The 18,470-nt window shown below is 71.3% G+C and carries 15 protein-coding genes; 6 read left to right on the top strand and 9 right to left on the bottom strand.

Features of this window, described 5'->3' with window-relative positions; all coding sequences use genetic code 11:
• Positions 1–54 precede the first annotated feature (54 nt).
• The 4 genes from N5095_RS18500 to N5095_RS18485 form a co-directional block, all read right to left on the bottom strand.
• Positions 55–570: a DoxX family protein gene (locus tag N5095_RS18500; RefSeq protein ID WP_267624647.1), complete on the bottom strand. Its 516-nt coding sequence runs from the start codon at positions 568–570 to the stop codon at positions 55–57.
• A 73-nt stretch (positions 571–643) separates the two neighbouring features.
• Positions 644–3,274: an efflux RND transporter permease subunit gene (locus N5095_RS18495; RefSeq protein WP_267624646.1), complete on the bottom strand. Its 2,631-nt coding sequence runs from the start codon at positions 3,272–3,274 to the stop codon at positions 644–646.
• A 178-nt stretch (positions 3,275–3,452) separates the two neighbouring features.
• Entirely contained in the window at positions 3,453–4,262 is an 810-nt protein-coding gene (locus N5095_RS18490; RefSeq protein WP_267624645.1) for a hypothetical protein, read from the bottom strand.
• Positions 4,263–4,432: 170 nt separating this feature from the next.
• Positions 4,433–4,861 (bottom strand): CopG family ribbon-helix-helix protein, encoded by a 429-nt coding sequence (locus tag N5095_RS18485; RefSeq protein WP_267624644.1) that lies wholly within the window; start codon positions 4,859–4,861, stop codon positions 4,433–4,435.
• A 630-nt stretch (positions 4,862–5,491) separates the two neighbouring features.
• Between N5095_RS18485 and N5095_RS18480 the strand changes: the two genes are divergently transcribed.
• From N5095_RS18480 to N5095_RS18470, 3 genes are all read left to right on the top strand, one after another.
• On the top strand, positions 5,492–6,745 hold the full coding sequence (locus N5095_RS18480) for a tyrosine-type recombinase/integrase (protein WP_267624643.1): 1,254 nt from the start codon (positions 5,492–5,494) through the stop codon (positions 6,743–6,745).
• 166 nt (positions 6,746–6,911) lie between these two features.
• Positions 6,912–7,259 carry a hypothetical protein gene (locus N5095_RS18475; RefSeq protein ID WP_267624642.1) on the top strand — a complete coding sequence of 116 codons (348 nt, stop codon included), beginning with the start codon at positions 6,912–6,914 and terminating at the stop codon, positions 7,257–7,259.
• Positions 7,260–7,451: 192 nt separating this feature from the next.
• Positions 7,452–9,050 (top strand): S8 family serine peptidase, encoded by a 1,599-nt coding sequence (locus N5095_RS18470; RefSeq protein WP_267624641.1) that lies wholly within the window; start codon positions 7,452–7,454, stop codon positions 9,048–9,050.
• Positions 9,051–9,108: 58 nt separating this feature from the next.
• Here the strand turns inward: N5095_RS18470 and N5095_RS18465 are convergent, their stop codons facing one another.
• Together N5095_RS18465 and N5095_RS18460 are read right to left on the bottom strand one after the other, a co-directional pair.
• Entirely contained in the window at positions 9,109–9,861 is a 753-nt protein-coding gene (locus tag N5095_RS18465) for a hypothetical protein (RefSeq protein ID WP_267624640.1), read from the bottom strand.
• Positions 9,862–10,031: 170 nt separating this feature from the next.
• Positions 10,032–10,331 (bottom strand): PadR family transcriptional regulator, encoded by a 300-nt coding sequence (locus N5095_RS18460; protein WP_267624639.1) that lies wholly within the window; start codon positions 10,329–10,331, stop codon positions 10,032–10,034.
• Positions 10,332–10,633: 302 nt separating this feature from the next.
• Between N5095_RS18460 and N5095_RS18455 the strand changes: the two genes are divergently transcribed.
• Complete coding sequence (locus tag N5095_RS18455) at positions 10,634–12,706, top strand: S8 family peptidase (RefSeq protein WP_267624638.1); 2,073 nt, start codon at positions 10,634–10,636, stop codon at positions 12,704–12,706.
• Positions 12,707–13,799: 1,093 nt separating this feature from the next.
• Entirely contained in the window at positions 13,800–14,471 is a 672-nt protein-coding gene (locus N5095_RS18450; RefSeq protein WP_267624637.1) for a hypothetical protein, read from the top strand.
• A 172-nt stretch (positions 14,472–14,643) separates the two neighbouring features.
• Here N5095_RS18450 and N5095_RS18445 read toward each other — a convergent pair whose 3' ends face one another.
• From N5095_RS18445 to N5095_RS18435, 3 genes are read right to left on the bottom strand one after another with little or no spacing between them, the layout of a single operon-like run.
• Entirely contained in the window at positions 14,644–15,780 is a 1,137-nt protein-coding gene (locus N5095_RS18445) for a DUF63 family protein (protein ID WP_267624636.1), read from the bottom strand.
• Between the two features lie 29 nt (positions 15,781–15,809).
• Positions 15,810–16,796: a hypothetical protein gene (locus N5095_RS18440; protein WP_267624635.1), complete on the bottom strand. Its 987-nt coding sequence runs from the start codon at positions 16,794–16,796 to the stop codon at positions 15,810–15,812.
• 13 nt (positions 16,797–16,809) lie between these two features.
• Entirely contained in the window at positions 16,810–17,535 is a 726-nt protein-coding gene (locus N5095_RS18435) for a hypothetical protein (protein ID WP_267624634.1), read from the bottom strand.
• 227 nt (positions 17,536–17,762) lie between these two features.
• Here N5095_RS18435 and N5095_RS18430 point away from each other — a divergent pair, with 227 nt between their 5' ends.
• On the top strand, positions 17,763–18,170 hold the full coding sequence (locus tag N5095_RS18430) for a winged helix-turn-helix transcriptional regulator (protein ID WP_267624633.1): 408 nt from the start codon (positions 17,763–17,765) through the stop codon (positions 18,168–18,170).
• Positions 18,171–18,470: the final 300 nt, after the last annotated feature.

Genomic DNA, 18,470 nt, shown 5'->3' with positions numbered 1-18,470 from the left:
GAGCAGCTGTCACATCCGACTTCACAGCACGAGCGTATCTGCGGAGTCGCGGACTCAGTCGTCACTCGGGGTCGTCGAAGCGGGCCGACCGAGACGGCCGAGGAGCCGTCGCACCGGCGACCCGCCGAACAGCGCTCGGTCGAGCGACGGCCGTCCGGCGCCCACGACGACGAGTGTCAGCGCACACAGCACGAGGAGCAGGTCCCGTTCGATTCCGGCGGCGGCGGCGGGGTAGCCGGCGGGCAGTTGCACGAGCCACAGCGCGACCGAGATGTCGGCGACGATGAGCGCGGCGGCGAGGCGGGTGAGCAGGCCGAGGAGGAGGAGGACGCCGCCGCCGACCTCGACCGCGGTGACGACCCACGCCATCACGTCGGGCGCGGGGACGCCGAGGGAAGCGAGGAAGCCGGCGAAGCCGGCGACGTCGGTGCCGGCGAACGGGCCGACGCCGAACCGCCCCAGCCCGTGGACCAGCACGACGTACGCGACCCCCAGCCGGAGCGGGAGTGGTGCGTAGTCGGTGACGGTGCCGGTGGCACGTCGCTGCTCGACGTCGGTGACGGTGGCCATGGTGGTCGTAGGCGCGCTCGGCGCATGAGGCGGGAGGGTTCCTCCGGGTGCGTCGCTGTTCAGAGGTAGGTCGCTATCGTTCGGTGACCCCGCCCTCGGGAGTGGGGGTGGGACCTCCGACCGGGCCGTCCGCCCCCGTCGTCGCCGACGCCGTCCGCGGTCGTCCCCGCGCGCCGGTCAGCCGCGCCCACACCATCACGGCCGAGGGCGTCACCACGAGCGAGGCGAGGTAGGAGTAGACGACGCTGACGGCGACGACGAGGCCGAACTGCCCGAGGATGGGTGTCAGCGCGAGGGTGAGCGTCCCGACGCCGGCGGCGGTGGTGAGCACGCTCGCGGTCAGCGCCCCGCCGGTCCCCCGAGCCGTGGCCGAGAGGGCGGCGAGGGCGTCGTCGCGGGCGTCGAACTCGTCGGCGAAGCGGTGGACGAGGTGGGCGGAGTAGTCGATGCCCAGTCCGAGCGCGACCGAGAGGACGGTCGCGGTGAGCGCGTTGAACGGGACGCCGAAGTAGCGCATCGTCCCGGCGATGCAGGCGATGGAGACCAGGATGGGGACGAGGTTGACGACGCCGAGGCTCCCCCGACCGGCGGTGACGCGGTAGACGAGTACGAGGAAGACGGCCGTCAGCGCCAGCGCGATGACGAGACTCTCGACGGCCGAGGCGAAGATGAGGTCGGAGACGGCCTTGAACACGACGAGTTCCCCGGTCGCCGTCGCCGGGAGTCGGTGGCGCTCGGCGACGGCCACGGCGTCCAGCGCGGCCCGGTCCTGCGGCGCGTCGCTCTTCACTTGGTACTCCACGCGCGCGTACCGGTAGTCGTCAGTGAGGAACCGCCGGGCCTCGTCGCCGGCGGGCGAGGCCATCAGCGCGTCGTAGGTCTCTCGGACGTTCTCGTCGGGGAGGCCGTCGCCGTCTAGGTCGGACTCGGCGACGACGGCCGCGAACCCGGGGTCGGCGGCCGCGGCGCCCCGAATCACGTCGGCGACGCTCCGGTCGACGGCGCCTCGGCCCTCGTCTCTCCCGTCCCCGGGGCCTCCGGAGCCTCCGTCGCCTCCTCCCCTCCCGCCGCCGGAGGCGTCCGGCGAGCCGCGGTCGTTCCGGCCCTCGCGGACGAACGAGTCGGGTGGGTCGCGTCCGGCCCGCTCGATGGAGGGGAGCGCGTACGGCTCGTCAAGCCGTCCCTCGACGAGGAGGGTGACGGTGTCGTCCTGTGCGGTCTCGAAGCGCCCCTCCAGCAGGTCGATGGTCCGCGTCGCCGTGTACTCGCTCGGCCGGAACGGCTCGGGGAGGTCCCGGAGGTAGGCGGGCGTCTCGGCCGGCGGGAGGAAGTCCTCCTGGGAGAAGGCGGTGTCGACGCCCGTCCCGTAGGCGGCGATTCCGGCCGTCGAGACGAGCACGAGCGCGAGAAACAGGGTGGGCGCCCGCGCCGCGATGGCGACCCCGACCGGGAGGACGGCGCCCAGGGCGGAGCCCTCCTTGCCGAGCGGCGTCGTCCCCCAGGTGGGGAGCCCGTAGCGCACCCGGCGCTCGTCGACCCACACCTTCGCGGCGGGGAGGAACACGCCGAACACGAGGAAGGTGAACGTGATGCCGACGGCCGACACCAGCCCGAAGTCGCGGATGGGGCCGATGGCGCTCGTCGCGTTCGCGGCGAAGCCGATGACGGTCGTCCCCGTCACGATGCCGAAGGCGACGAGCAGTTGGCGCTCGGCGACGGTCATCGCGCCGACGACCCCCGAGTCGGGGTGCTCGCCGCCGGCGCGCTCCTCGCGGTAGCGGTTGACGGCGTGGATGCCGAAGTCGATGCCGACCGCGAGCAGCAGCGGCGGGACGGCGATGAGCAGTTGGGAGAAGGCGATGCCGGCGAGGCCGAGGAAGCCGACGGTCCAGACGAGCGTCATCGCGAGCGCCCCGGTACCGAGCAGGAGGTCGACGGGGTCGCGGTAGGCGTAGACGAGGAAGACGACGATGAGCACGACGGCGGCGGGGACGACGACGAGGAGGGAGTCGCCGATGACGGTGCCGAACTCCGCGCCGAGCACCCCGCTCCCGAACACCACGATGTCCGGAGTAACGAGCGCCGTCGCCCGAAGCTGGATGGGTGTGAGGGGGTCCTCGGCGTCGTTCCCCACGCCCGGCGCCTCGCCGGGGAGGTCGTGTTCGACGACGCCGACCGTCGCCGTCGCCGTCGCCGACTCGGCGTTGAAGTCGTCGCTGACGAGGGTCCGGAAGCCGGGAATCGCCGCGGCCTCGCGGACCGCGTCCGCGACCTCCTCGGCCGTCGCGTCCTCGACGGCGTCGACCTGCTCGTCGGCCGTGTCGGCCTCGGGGTCGAGCGTCAGGGCGACCAGCCCCGCGGCGCTCGACGTGCCGACCACCCGGAAGGAGGGGTCGTCCGCGAGGCGCTCCTGCGACTCGAGCATCCGCAACAGCGCGGGCTTCGAGAGCACGTTCGGCCCCTGCTGGACCAACTGTGTGGAGCGCGACTCCGCCTCGAACGGCGGGGAGAAGCGCTCGGTCACCTCCTCGAACGCCCGCGTGGACGGGAGGTCCTCGGTGAACCCCTCCGTGCCGGCGTCGGTCGACACCGTACCCAACCCGACCGCGAAGACGGCCGTCACCGCGAGGAACGCGGCCACGACCGCCCCGGGTCGGTCCACGACGAGCGCCGTCACCCGCTCGACGACGGTCTCTACGCGCATCTGGTGGTGGACCCGTCTCCGTCCCGTCGCCGTCCGGTCGTCGCAGGACTCGCGGGTCGAATCGGTCCGAAAAACGTAGGCGCCGCCGCGACAAAAGCGGCCGGTTACGGCCGGCTCACGGTGTCACGCGGCCGGAACCGGGACAGAACTGGGCCGGGACCGAGTCGGGGTCAGTCGTTCAGAGGTCGTCGAACGCGTCCAGGGCGAACTCGGCCCAGTCGATGGCCTCGTCGAGGTACTCCTCGGCCTCGCCGAGGTCGTCGTCGTCGACCGCCCGCTCCGTGCGGTCGAGCAGCCTGCTGATCGACCTGCTGGCGCTGCGCGCGTCGCTGAGGGCGCCGCGCTCGTCGCGGTCGTAGTCGAAGCGCCGGCTCTCGTCGATGGCGTCGTCGAGCGCCGCGCGGGCGTCCTCGGCGTCCTCGATGCGCTCTTCGGCCTCGTCGAACAGGTCGTCGAGTTCGTCGTCGTCGAGGTCGTCGTCGTCCGCGTCCTCCCCGTCGAGGACCTCGATGGCCTCCTCGACCAGCGCTACCACGTCGAGGAGTTCGTCGACCGCGTCGTCACGGATGTCCCGCCGCGACCCGGACCGACCACGGCGGAACGACCAGTCGAGGTCGGAGACGAACCCCCTCGCGTCGCGGAGGCGCTCTTCGGCCTCGTCGAGCAGGTCGGCGGCGTCGTCGACGCTCTCGTCGTCGAAGCCGCGGTCCTCGTCGAGCCGGTCGACCGCGTCGAGCACCGCCTCGAGCTCGCTCCGGAGGTCGTCCAGCGCGTCCACGACGTCGTTCAGCGCCGCGTTGGCACTGCGTGTCCGGGAGCGCTCGTCGTCGTCGCGGTCGCGGAGCTGCGGACCAACGGCGGCGTCCGCTCGACCGGCGGAGAGCGGGAGGACGAACGGGACGCCAACGAGTCCGAGGAGCTGCAACGCCCGCCGCCGCGGTCCGTCTACTGCTGCCACACCGTCACTCACGTCCGACGCGGGACTCATGGAGGTAGTAGGCGACGCGAGGGAATCAACTTTCTACACTACTCCACAGATTGAAATGAATTCGCACGGACCTTTCCCGAGCCCCCTGGCCGCCGCCCAGTTCCCGACCGAATCGACGGCGACGCCGACCGGCGGAGCCGGCGGCCCGGATGGGTCGCGGCGGCCCGGACCTACTCCGGCGACGAAAGCGGCCCGAACTCGTCGACGGGCATCACCGAGTAGTCGACGCTGAGGGTGTCCTTCGTCGCGCGGACTTTCCCGACGAACGTCGAAATCTCCTCCAGCGACCCCTCGAGGACGAACAGCTCCATGCAGTAGTGGGGACCGACGTGGCTGTGGAAGTTCGAGGCGACGAGGTTCTCGTGTTCGTGTCGGAGGCGAATCATCCGCTCCTCGACGCTGGTCGTCTCGTAGTCGAACATCACCGTGACGATGCCGAGGAGCGGTCGGTCCTCCAGCCGTTTGTCCTCGAACTCCCCGAGGAGGTTGCGACTCGCCTCGCGAATCACCTCGCTGCGGCCGGTGTACCCGTGGCTCTCGGCGAACTCGTCGATGCGGTTCAGGAGCTCTTCGGGCATGGAGACGCTGACGACGGTCATGTATTAACACAAGGGCGCCGAGTTGTTATAGATTACAGTAACCAACGCCGCGTGAGCGCGGAAGTTGTTAACTCGGCGCCGGTGAGGTCGCTTCGGCCTGCACCGACGGCCGTGGTGGAAGTCCCTCCCGTCCGGAACGAGGGACCGTGCGGTTCGCCAAACCCCCTCCGAGTGATGCTTATCACTCCCGTTCGCGTAGGTGTTACTCGAGTGAAAACGCGTCATGCAGTGCCGTTACACCTGTTTGGACTGTGAGTGGCCGACGGACCCGACCGAGGGGTGCTGGGAGACGGCTCTGAACCACTTCGTCGCGACGGGACACGAAATCGAAATGCGGGGTTCGAGCGCGAGCGTCGTCCGGTTGCTACCGCTGTTCTTGGCGTGGGTCGGGTAGCCGAACCGTCACCGCGACAGCCGGAAGTCTGTATAGCAACTGAAGGTTTACATCTCCTCGGAACCCCGTAATTCGGCCTCTTCGCGCTCTCTCGGGCCGCAATCTCGGATTGAGATACTACACGCGATTAGTCCAGTAATCACGTGTAAATTCAAGTACCCCGACGCCGTCGGTGGGAGACGACCCATGACCGCACGCGCGACCCAGTCCGCCGCCGATTCCGGGGGCTCTCCCCGATGAGTCGCTCCGACGCTACGCCCGTCGCCGACCCGCTTCCCGAGTTCCTCCGCTCGAAGTCCCGGGGCGGGGAGGGGAGCGGGAACTACCGCCGCAACTGCGAACGGGTCGTCCGGGAGTTCCTCGACTGGCTGGCCCGCGACACGCCGGAGGCGACGTTCGACGCGCTCGACGCCCGGACGTTCCGCCGGTACGCCCGCGACCTGACGGGCCACGACCCCGAGGCGGGGGAGCCGCTCCGCCGGAAGGAACTCGCTCCCGGGACAGTGCTCACCTACTACGCGCAGGTGTCGGCGTACGTCGGCTGGTGTGTCCGCGAGGGACTGTTGGGCGAGAACCTCGCCCAGCGTCACGTCGCGAAGGAGCCCCTGCCCGAGAGCGACGGCCGCCGGTCGGGCGACCAGCAAGCCTGGACCGACGAGCACCGCCTGCGCATCACCCGCCACGTCGACCGCCGGGCCGACGAGGCGCTCGACGCCCGCGCCGCCGCGAGGGACGAGGGGGGTGGCGGCGACGGGTCGGACGCGGACGGCGAGCGCGAAGCGGCGGGCGACGCCTTCGCCCCGGTCCGAGCGTTCCGCGACCGCGCGCTCGTCTACCTGCTCTGCTACTCGGGCGTGCGGGGCGGCGAGGTGCTCGGCGACCCGACGGACGACCGGCGAACCGGCCTCCGCTGGGCCGACGTCTCGCTCGCGGACAACACGCTCACGGTGCTCTCGAAGAAGCAGGACTGGTCCGACCGCTCCATCCCCGCGCAGGCCGTCGGCCCCCTCGAACGGTACGAGCGCGTGCTCGCCCCCGCCGGCGACGACTGGCCCGTCTTCCCGACGTTCCACCTCCCCTCCCTCTACGGACGGCTCAGGGAGGAACTCCCGGCCCGGGGGATGGAAGAAGACGCCGTCGAGGAGCGCCTCGACGCCGTCTCGGGGCACGCCCCGGTGTTCGACCTCCTGCGCGAGTTCGACGTGGCGCCGCCCAGCATCAACACCGACGGGGGTCGCCGAGTGATGCAACGGCTCTGTGCCGACGCCGACCTCGACCTCGACGACCGCCACGGCTACCTCGCCCCCCACGGCGGCCGCCGCGGCGCCGGCGAGGTGATGGTCCGCCAGCGCGGGTTCACGGCCGCGGCGCGCCTGCTCGACAACTCCGAAGCGGTCGTCCGGAAACACTACTCCCACATCGACGCGAAGGAGATGGCCGAGGACGCCGGGCGGGCCTTCGAGGAGCACGACGGGCCGACCCGCGACTGAAACGCCGCCGTCGCCCCTCTCGCGTCTTCGGGGTCACCGCGGTCACCACCGGCTCTCGCGGTTCCAACGTGGCGACCGGACCGGCACCCCTCGCGCGTGAGCGGACAAACCCTAAACCGTCGCGCGTGGTACTCTCACTGATAGCGACGCGGGACCCCAGAGACGCATGACCGTATACAAAGGCTGCCCGTACTGCGACGAAGTGTTCGAAATCGGACCCGAGGACGAGTGGCCCCTGAAGCGACACCTGCTCGACCGCCACCCCGGTCCGGCGCTCGGACGCGGGCCGCGACGGTCGGCGGCCCCTCCCCCGACGGCCGACTGGCCGGCCGAGGCGCTCTGCCGACAGTTCGCGACGACGGACGACGCAGCGGCGGTCCGCCGACTCACGCTCGCCGTGCTCCACGCTCGCGGCGTCTCGGACCGGACGCTGGCCGAGTGGTTCGACCTCGACGAGCCGACGGTGCGCCGGCTCCGCGAGGAGGTCGAAGCCGCGGGGCGGGGGACGGCCTGACGGGACCGACGGGTCGAACTCCCGGCGTGCGGTGTGTTAACGCTACGCTTTTCGTGTGCGTTCGGCGCAGAATAAGCTTATCACGTCGCTCCCGATACTGTGGGGTATCTCCGTCGCTGGCTGGGACGGAACATCTCGACCGAACGGGTGGCGGGCGGTTGAGCCGACCACTCGGCGACCCGAAGCGCGAGCATGACGAAGCTAACCCGACGCAGTGTACTGCGGTGTATCGGCGGTGGGGCCGTGGGTGTCGGCCTCGCCGGGCGAGTGACGGCGACCGACGGCGCCGACCCCGAGGGCGGTCACCGGCTGGTCCTCGGGACGAACTCGGCCGACGGCGCCCGGTTCGCGACTCGACGGGCCGGCGGCGTCGACGGTGAGGTCGACTTCGGCGAGCGCGGCAACGCCCTCGTCGGGCGGTTCTCCGCCGACGCGGTCGCCGAACTGGAGCGTGCGGGCGAGCTCCGCTACGTCGAGCGCGACGCCGCCTTCCGCACCCTCGGCGCCCCCTCGTCGACGGCCCAGCACGAGCCGTGGGGTGTCGAGCGCGTCGGCGCGCCACCCTGTCACGAGCGGGGCCACACGGGCGAGGGCGTCCACGTCGCGGTCGTCGACAGCGGCATCGACAGCGACCACCCCGACCTCGCGCCCAGCCTCGGCGAGGGGTACGCCGTCGTCGAGTACGACGGGCGCGAGGACGACGCGGAGCCGTGGGACGACGACGACGGCCACGGCACCCACTGCGCCGGCATCGCCGACGCCGCCAGCAACGCCGAGGGCGTCGTCGGCGTCAGTACCGAGGCGACGCTCCACGCGGTGAAGGTGACGACGGGGCACGGCGAGGGTACCGGGATGACCGTCGCGGCGGGCGTCACGTGGGCCGCCGACCAGGGGTACGAGGTCATCAGCATGAGCCTCGGAGCGCGCAGACCCTCCGCGGTGGTCCACGACGCCGTCCAGTACGCGACGGAGCGGGGGTCGCTCGTCGTCGCCGCCGCCGGCAACAGCGGCCCGTGTACCGACTGCGTCGACTACCCGGGCGCCTACGAGGAGACGATTGCCGTCGGTTCGACCGACAGTGACGACCGGCTCTCGGCGTTCTCCGCGACCGGCCCCGAGGTCGGCATCGCCGCCCCCGGCACCGACGTCACCTCGACCGCCGTCGGCGGCGACTACCGGACGTACTCCGGCACGTCGATGGCGGCCCCCCACGTCGCCGGCGCGGCCGCCCTCCTCGCCGCGCAGGGACTCTCGAACACCGAGATTCGAGCGCGACTCCTCGAATCGGCCGAGGACCTCGGCTACGGCGACCGCGAGACCGGCGCCGGCCTCCTGAACGTCGAACGGGCCATCGCGGACGACGGGGCCGGCCGGGGCGGAGACGGTGAGGACGGGGCCGGGGACGACGGTGACGCGAGCGACGGCGACGGAGCCGACGACTCGAACGACGACACCGGCCCGTCCGACCCCCCGACCTCGTTCGCCGTCGAGACGCTGGCGCCCGAGCGGGTCCGCGGCGGCACCGCCCACCTGTGTGGCGAGGTGTCCGGACTCGACCGACTCGACGGGCGCGAGGGACCGGGCTGGCTCCGGACCGGGTTCGAGATTCGCCGGACGGGCGGGGAGTCCTTCAGGGAGGACGGCGGCCGCACCCGGCGGGACGGCGTCTTCGACGAGCGGTTCGTCGGCTTCGAGGCCGGGGCCGAGTACGCCGTCGTCGCGTACGCGTACGACCCGGACGACCCCGAGACGGTCGTCGCCGGCGACCCCGTCCGGTTCACCGCGGCGTAACTCCGGCTCTCTCCGAGGCTGTCCCCGCGGAAACGTCGACGGGACGGCTCCGGAGCGACTACGGGGCGCTCCGGTACAGTTCGACGACGTTCTTCAGGACGGTGGGGTCGACGCCGTCGCCGGAGACCACCACGTCGCCGTCGGCGATGGCGTCGAGCGTCGCCGCCAGCCGGTCGTCGGCCGCGACGATGCCGCGCAGGGACGCCTCGTCGGTGCGGACGACGACCGTCGGCGACGTCGGCCCGTCGCCGACCCGGTAGTCGACCACGTGAGCCTCGGCGTCGGTCACGACGGTGACGACGGCCACGTCGCCCGTCCCGGTACGCACCTCGAAGCGGATGACCTCGTCGGCGACCTGGCGCTTCACCGCCTCGTAGGCGCTGAGGGCGACGACCGTCGCCCGCACGTCGTCGGCGTACTCCGCCCTGATTCGGTTCGGGGCGGCGTCCACGCCGCGGTTGTAGCGCTCGACGTACGCGTCGGCTCGACTCACCAGCGCGGAGTTCGTTCCGAGTGCCGCCTGGTCGCCGGTGTCGTCGGTCACGTCGTCAGTCGCGCTGGTGGTGTCGCCGGCGGCGGCCGAAGCCCGGGCCGACGCGGCGTCGGCGGTGGCCGGAGCGGCGGGCGTCCGTTCGGTCGCTCCCTCCCCTGTGAGGAGGCCACCGACCGACGGCACGCCGACGGGGACCGTCGGCAGTGCCGGGTTCGCCGACGCCTCGACCTGGAGGGTCACGACGCCGCTGGTGGCGACCAGGAAGGCGAGCGCGACGGCCAGGAAGGCGAGCACGCGATAGCTGCTGTCGGTGGTCACGGTGTCTCTTCCGGAAGATAGGCTCGCCGGAGATATATCGTCCATTCGACTGGTACGTAACTCGCTCCCGGCGTCGTACCGACGTTACGGCGGCGTACCCCGACGCCGGTGGGAGCGGACGGCCGCGACGGGACGGCGACCGGGTTCGAGAGGACGGTTCGAGAACGGGGTCAGGGGACGTAGCCGACGCCGACCAGATGTTCGAGGTACTCGTTCTCCCAGATTCGGCGGGAGGCGATCTCCTCGAGTCCGGCGTCGGTCAGTTCGTAGTAGTTAGTGCGGCGGTCCTTCTCGCCTTTCTCCACCAGTCCGCGGCCGACGAGCGTGTCCAGATTGGGGTAGAGCCGGCCTTGGTTGATGTCGTTTCCGTAGTACGTCTCCAGTTCGCGCTTGATTGCCAGCCCGTGCGGACGGTCCAGTCCGGCGACGACGTAGAGGAGGTCACGTTGGAACCCGGTCAACTCGTTCATCGTACAGTAACGTTGGTGTCGACCGTATTTATGGCCCCACGCGGCCCGCAGTGGGGTGGTTACGGCCGGGGAGCGGACCTTCCCGGCGCGGAGTGTCCGTACGACGTCACCTCAGGTAACAATTCGTTACCGCCAACCGTGTCGTATGGTACCGTGGTACGGAAAGTGTACCTTGGCCTCAGATAGCTTTATCGGGACGGTGCCGCTACTCTGGGTCATCCCGTAACGGACGGGTATCCAGCTTACCCGCAGGTTACCGGGTATCGTTCGGGGAACGCCCCATCTTCGGCAGAGAGACAGCCATGAGTGAGCTAACGCGACGCAACGTACTGCGGTGTATCGGTGGCGGGGCCGTCGGAGCCGGCCTCGCCGGGAAAGCAGCAGCGGCCGGCGACGGCGACCGGCTCGTCCTCGGGACACGGTCGACCGACGGCGCCCGGTTCGCCGCCCAGCGGGCCGACGGCGTCGAGGAGGAACTCGACTTCGGGGAGCGTGGCAACGCCGTCGTCGGTCGGTTCTCGGAAGCGGCCGTCGCCGACCTCGAACGGCGGGGCGAACTGCGCTACGTCGAGCGCGACGTGACTTTCCACACGCTCGGCGAGTTCGAGACCGCCGCCCAGAGCGACCCCTGGGGAATCGAGCGCGTCGGCGCCGTAACCGCCCACGAGCAGGGCCACACGGGCGACGGCGCCCACATCGCCGTCGTCGACAGCGGCATCGACAGCGACCACCCCGACCTCGCGCCCAACCTCGGCGAAGGGTACGCCGTCGAGGAGTGTGACGGGTTCGACTGTAACGAGCCCTGGGACGACGACCACAGCCACGGCACCCACTGTGCCGGCATCGCCAACGCCGTCAACAACGGGAGCGGCGTCGTCGGCGTCGCCACGAATGCCACCCTCCACGGCGTGAAGGTGATGACGAAGGAGGGGCGTGGAACCGGCTCCGGCGTCGCCGGGGGTATCAAGTGGGCCGCCGACCAGGGGTACGAGGTCATCAGCATGAGCCTCGGCGCCACCTCCCCCTCCTCGGTCGTCCACGACGCCGTGCGTTACGCGACCGAGCAGGGGACGCTCGTCGTCGCCGCCGCCGGCAACGAGGGTCCCTGCATCGACTGCGTCCACTATCCGGGCGCCTACGACGAGGCGGTCGCCGTCGGCGCCACCAACAGCGAGGACGAACTCTCGGAGTTCTCCTCGACCGGCCCCGAGGTCGAAATCGCCGCCCCCGGCACCGACATCACCTCCTGTGTCATCGGCGGCGGCTACCAGACCTACTCCGGCACGTCGATGGCGACGCCCCACGTCGCCGGCGCGGCCGCCCTCCTCGCCGCGCAGGGGCTCTCGAACACCGAGATTCGCGCACAGCTCACCGAGACCGCCGAGGACCTCGGCTACGGCGATCGCGAGACCGGCGCCGGGCTCCTGAACGTCGACGCCGCCGTGGAGGGCGGTCCCGCGGGCGAGTTCGGCGTCACGACCGGCACGCCGACCGGCGTCGGCCCGAACTCGGCGACGCTCCAGGGGACGCTCACCGGGCTCGGCGACCACGAGTCGGCCGCGGTGGGCTTCACCTATCGCCACACGAGCGCCGACGGCGGCGAGACGGTCGCGGTCGGTGAGGTCTCCTCGACGGGAGCGTTCGAGGCACCCGTCGAGGGGCTCGAGAAGGGGACCGAGTACGTCGTCGTCGCGACCGCCGAGGCGCCGGACGGGTCGACCGTCTCCGGCGACCCGGTGACGTTCTCGACGAGCAACGGCCTCGCGGTGACGACCGCCGAACCGGCCGAGGTCGAGTCCACCGCCGCGACGCTCAAGGGCGAACTCACCGGCCTCGGCGCGGGCGGCGAGGCGAGCGTCTCCTGTCGGTGCTGGGTCGCCGGCGAGAAGGAGGCGACGCTCGTCGCCACCGACCCGAAGACGAAGACCGAGACCGGGAGTTTCGAGGGCGCCGTCGGCGGCCTCGACCCCGAGACGGAGTACGTCGCCGTCGCGGTCGCCGCCGGCAACAGCGAGGTGACCGGCGAGGAGGTGCGCTTCACCACCTCGAAGGAGTCACAGGCCCCCTTCACCGTCGAGACGCTCGAGGCGGATTGGATCAACGACTGGGGCGCCCGCCTCAACGGCGAAATCACCGACCTCGGGGGCGTCCGCGAGGTCGAGACCGGCTTCGAGGTGTGGCCGACCGGCGACAAGGGGTCGGCCATCCAGGAGGACGCCGAGGACGTGGACGAGGTCGACGACTTCGACGAGATGCTGATGGGTCTCGAGAGCGACACCGACTACACCGCCGTCGCCTACGCCTACGACCCGGACGACCCGGAGACGGTCGGCTACGGCGCACCCGTCGAGTTCACGACCGAACCGCGCGAGTAGCGAGCGACACGACCCGGTGTCTCGGGCCTCTCTGCCGGCCCGCGTCCCGATTCGGTGCGATTCTCCCGCCGAGCCGACCGTCAGACCTCGCCAGCCCCCGCTCGGGCTCGACGCCGGTACCTCGACCGACTACTGCTCCGAAGCCGTCGGCGCGACACCGCCGCGACTGAATTCCTCATCCGGCTGAAAACCGACACGCCGTTTGCCGTGTCGACACTACCGTTCGGCTCTCCGGAGGAGTCCGAGGTGACCGCCACAGAGGCCAGTAGCCGGCGTCCCCACGGCGCGGGCCGAGGCTCGTCGCGAACCCGTCGGCGTTTATCCTCAGCACACTGGGTTTACAGCGTTAGTGATGTAATCGACCGGCCGTCCGCGGACCGCCCTGCTCGACCGACCGTTCACGTCCGGTCGCGCCGGTTCGAGGGGCGTCGCGAGAGACAGCGAGTTGAGGTACCGTGTCGGGTATATCGGGTCCGACGCCTATCTCACCCGGGGACGACCGGGCGTCCCCGGAACGCCGACCCGCCACCGGGAGGACGAGCGGGGTTTCGAATCCGTCGGTGGGACCCGCCCGTACCACCTGCCCACCGACCGGACTCCGACCGGACCCCGACCGGCCCGTCCCGACCCGCACCGACGCCCCGCGACTCCGACACGAGACGCTCCGGGCACCCGAACGACGCGTCCCGCGCCGCGGGCGACGGCGTCCCCTGGCGTTCCCGGTGGACGGCGCGAGTCGGGGACGGGGAACGTCGGCGACTCCGCTCACCGTGCCGGCGGCCGACATCCGGCCGCACCCTCGGTCGTGTGACCCTCGCGGCCTCCCCGCCGCCGACCCTCACGGTGGTCACCACGACGCGGACTGCAGCACCGTGGTCGTCTTCCCGTTCGGCTCCGTCTTCCCGTTCGTCCTCGCCCGCACCGGCGTTCGCAGGACGTCACGGTCGCACGCGCCGGACTGCCGGCCTGCGCTTCGGGCACCCCGCTCCGGCCGTGGACGGCGGGAGCGGTTACTACGGCTCGGTAGCGCGGTCACCCCTCAGTTCTTCGACCGTTTATTCGGACCTGTCGCCTCTCTAGCGGTGGAGTAGCTATGCACAGACTATCCCGACGTGACTACCTCGTCGCGGCCGGCGCGGCCGCCGCGGCGCTCCCCCTCGCAGTGGGGAGTACGGTCGGACAGGCCGGTCCGGGCGGCGTGCCGAGCGCCGGCGACTTCCTGGACTTCGACCGCGACGAGAACGGCGACATTCGGTTCGACCACCCCGAGTCGGGGACGCGGATTCGGACCCGCGGCGACGACTTCGACTTCGTGAGCCCCACGCTGCGCTGTGACGAGCGCCCGAGCGTCGGCCGCGTCCGGTTCACCCGGTTCGGGTTCGGCGGGCTCCCCGACCCGTTCGACTTCAAAATCACCGAGCCGCGGATTCGTACCCGACTCGACCTCGCCGGCGAGCGCATCGACAGCGACTTCGACGGGGTCGACAACGAGTTCCGGGTCGAGGGCGGCGACTCGACGTTCGAGGACGACGGCGACGACGACATCGACTACGTCGGTCGTCGGTTCCGGTTCCGTCAGCGCGGGCGGCGCGTCGAGATAGACGGCGATCTCCGCTTCGACTTCGACGGCATCGGCGACAGCGACTTCCGCGACTTCGACGAGGACGTCCGGTCGAACAGTCGTCGGTTCCGCACCCAGAACCGGATGCTGCAGGTTCGCTACGACCGCGACTCCCGGGACCTCGAGGCGCGCCGCGTCGTCTGAGCTCGGGTTCTCACGCTGTTCTCCGTCCTCGACTGTTTCAGCACGACTAGTACGACCACGACCACGCCGCGGAGTGGCGGCGGGCCGAGTGTCACCTCCGACGCGACGTGCCGCGGGCGGCGGCCGCTCGGCACGGGGGAGCGAGCGGAGAAGGGAAACGTCGGCGCTCGGCTCAGATGCCGATGGCGAGCCGCAGCAGCCCGTGGACGGCCGGCACCAGCGCGACGCCGAACACCGCGACGAGCAACAGCAGGGCGAGTTCGTCCTCGCGGACCAGCTCGCGTTCGAAGCTGGCGGCGACGACGAGCGCGACCGCGACCTGGAGGAGGAGGAACGGCCACGCGAGCTTCGTCACGGCCGCCACCGACGCGGGGAGCGCCGTCGCGGTGACGTCGGCGACGACCCGGACGAGCCCGTCGACGGGTCGGGCCGCGGCGAAGCCGAGTTCGGCGGCCCAGTCGGCGGCGACGACGACCACCAACCCGTGGAGGAGGTACGCCCAGAGGACGACCAGCCCCATCGAGCCGATTCGGGCGACGACGCCCGGGAAGACGCGGGCGACCGCCAGCCACGTCACGATGGCGAGCGCGGTGGTCGCCACGAGCAGCGCGGGGACCCCCTGTAGGTGGAGTCCCATCCCCTCGGTCCGGTAGGCGAGCGACCCCACCCCGCCGACGGCCAGTCCGAACAGGCCGACCGCGACGGTCGTCGAGACGTGTTCGTAGCGCTCGACGCGCCCGCGCCGCTGGAGCGCGGCGCCGACCGCGAGAGCGACGACCGGGAGGACGACCGCGAGCGCGTACACGGCCGGCGTCGTCAGCAACAGCCCCGCGGGGTAGCCGAGCAGTCCGGCCGGCCCGCGCGGGAGGGCGGCCGTCGCGTCGCGGACAGCCAACAGCGCGCCGGCGAGGACGAGAAACGGCAGGACGGCGTAGAAGAACCGTCGGCCGTCGACGAGTCGGAGGCGCTTCAGGAGGAGGGCGCCCCCGAGCAGGAGAAAGAGGAGGCCGGCCGCGTAGCCGACCGCCGAGACGGGGGTGGCCCCCGCCGCGGCGACGAGCCGGCCTTCGGCGACGGCGGTCGCACAGGCCTCCGTACCGACCGCTCGGAACGCCCCGCCCTGGAGCAGAATCGCACACTGTGCGCCGAACGCCTCCGCCTGGAGCGGGCCGACGAAGTCCTGCCAGAGGAACCGGTCGAACACCGCTCTCGGTCTAAGTACCATCCCCCCGGCGAGGGCGACCGCCGCCACGACCGCGGCGGCTACCCACGCCGAGAACCCGTCGAACTCGCGCTGTCTCGTCTCCATGTCGTCTCCTCGGTGTACGTCTGCGGCGCTCACTCGCGGTCAGTCCTCCAGGCACCGTCGTCGCCGACAACGGCGTCGGTCCCGTCGAGAACCTCGGCGCCGTCGGAGACCGACGCGCCGCCGTCGGTGACGAAGGCGCCGGTCAGCTGGCGGCGCCACTCGTGGAGCGTCGCCACCTCGGCCCGGAGCGCGCCGGTCTCGCGGGCGAGGTCGTCGAAGTCGCTCCGGAGCGCGTCGGTCTCGTCGGTCAGTTCGTCGAGGCCGGCACGGAGTGTGTCGACTTCGTCTCCGAGCGTGTCGGCCCCGGCGACCCGCTCGTCGACCTCGGTCCGGAGCGACGCGATGTCGTCGGTCACCTCGTCGAGGTCGGCCCGGACACGGGTCCGCTCCTCGCGGGCGCCGCGCTCGACCGCCGCCGTCTCGGCCGCGAGGCGCTCGAAGCGTTCGACGATGTCGTCGTCGGTGCCGACCCGCTCGAGCACCGTCTCCAGCGCGTCGGCGTACGCGTCGAGCTCGGCGACGCGCGCGCTCAGCTGGTCGAGCCGGACCCGCGTCGGCGTGTCGAGACCGGCGCGGAGCCCGGCCGCCAGCCGGCGTCTGGTGTCCTCGTCGACCTCGCCCGCCGCCAACTCGGCCGCGAGCGCCTCGGCCAGCCCGTCGGTCGAGCGCTCGGCCGTCGCGGTCGAGCGCCGACTCGGTCGGTCGTCGCCGGCGTCGCGGTCGCCCGTCGCCGCCGAGGCGCCGTCGCCCGCGCCACCCGTTCCGTCCACCGGGTCGGCGCGGTTCGCGGTTCCGGTGTCGTCGTCGGTCGCGACCGTCTCGGCGACGAGGGCGCCGGTCCCGCCGAGAGCGGCGTCGACCCGTCGTCCGTCGTCGTGTTCCTCCCCGTTCCGTTCGGCCCCGTTCCCCTCGACCCGGCCGCCGAACTCGCGCGGGCGTCCCACGAGCCGGTCGTGGAACCGTTCGAACAGGCTGTCCTCCTCCTCCTCGCGGGTGTCGTCTCGGTGTGTGGTCATGGTGGCTGGCTCCTCAGAGCAGTCGGGCCTCGAACTCGCCGCCGCGCTCCCACTCGAGGTGGACCGCGGTGCCGCGGTACTCCAGTTCGTCGCGGTTCACCTCGAGCAGCACGTCGCCGGTGACGTCGAGTTCGGGGTCGCCGGGAACGCCGTCCCACTCGAACCGGATGGCGTCGCCGTCGAACTCGATCTCCTCGTCGTCGGTCTCGTAGCTGGTGAACGCGCCGACCGCCTCGAACTCGACGTCCTCGCCGTCGGCCTCGAAGTCGATGTACTCGCCGTCGACCGAGAGGGTCAGCTCGACGTCGCGACAGCCGTTTCGCGTCTCGAGGTCGAGGACGACGCCGTCCTCGTCGACCCGGAACTCGATGTCCCGGTCGCCGTCCTTCGTCTCGAAGTCGACGCCCTCCCAGGTGAACTCGATGTCGCCGTCCGCGTCGCGCTCGAAGTCGAGGCGGTCGCCGCTCCGGGGTCCCGCCCGCTGGGGCTGGGCGTCACCGTCGCCGGCGCCTTCGATCTCCGCGTGTATCTCGTCGCCGTCGACGTCGGCCTCGACGCCCGGGTCCGAGGCGGGTGGCGCGACGCGTCCGGCGACGCCGGGCGACGGCGGCGAGACCGCAGCCTCGGCGTCGAGGGCCGTCCCGGCGTTCGTTACGACGAGCCCGCCCGATGCGAGGGCGACGGCCCCGAGCGATACGCCGGTCAGTTTGAGGTAGTCCCGCTTGGTGATGTCCGCCATGCTCTTCTCAGAAGCCTGTACGCCCGCGGCCCCGATAAACTGTCATACGACCTGCACGTAACGCGGCGCGGAGGCGGTACGGTCACTACGCCCGTGGAGCGGGGTTACCCGTGGGTTCCTAGCTGAGTGACCGGACACGGCGGGTGTAATAACGACCGCAGGGACTATGTCACACCTCCGCACAAGCGGGCACCGGTTTTGTACCCCCCACGCTAGGTTGGAACTGTATGGGCAAGCGTAGCGACACCGCCGAGCGATGGTGTGCGGGCGAAGACTGGTGTCCCATCACCGCCGCGGCGGACATCGTGGGCAAGAAGTGGCGTCCGGTGATAATCCACCGGCTACTGAACGAGGGGCCGCTCGGGTTCAGCGCCCTCCAGACCGAAATCTCGGGCATCTCCAGCAAGGTGCTCTCCGAGAACCTCGCCGAGATGGAGGAACTGGGGGTAGTCACCCGGCGCGTCATCAGCGACAAGCCGTTCCGGGTGGAGTACTCGCTGACCGAGCAGGGCGAGGCGCTCCGGCCGACCGTCGAGAGCCTCGCCGCGTGGAGCATCGAGTACCTCCTCCCACCGGAGGCCGAGGAGGAGTACGAACGGCGCGAGGAGCGGGAGCCGGTCGTCCGAAGCGGCTGAACGACCGGCCGAACGCGCCTCGACCCCGAACGACGACCGGCCGGACGGGCCGTGGGGTCCCGCCCCGGCCGACTCGGTGTCCTCTTTTGGGCGGCTGTCCCGCGCCGGCCCCCGACGAACCCGGCGCTATCCGGTGTCGTGTCTATCCGATACCGTGTCTATCCGGTGTCTAGTGTCCGGTCTGCGCGTGAGCGAGCGTCCGCTCCCGTCGTCGGTGTGTCTGTGTCGCTCGGGATGTAATCGAGAGAGAAAGTAGGGAGCGTGCCGCGGCCGCCCAGCCGAGTCGATTCGACCCGTGCC

It is taken from the genome of Halobium salinum (genome assembly GCF_026586625.1).
In the GTDB taxonomy this organism is placed as follows: domain Archaea; phylum Halobacteriota; class Halobacteria; order Halobacteriales; family Haloferacaceae; genus Halobium; species Halobium salinum.
This window is presented reverse-complemented; position numbering and strand designations above follow the sequence as displayed.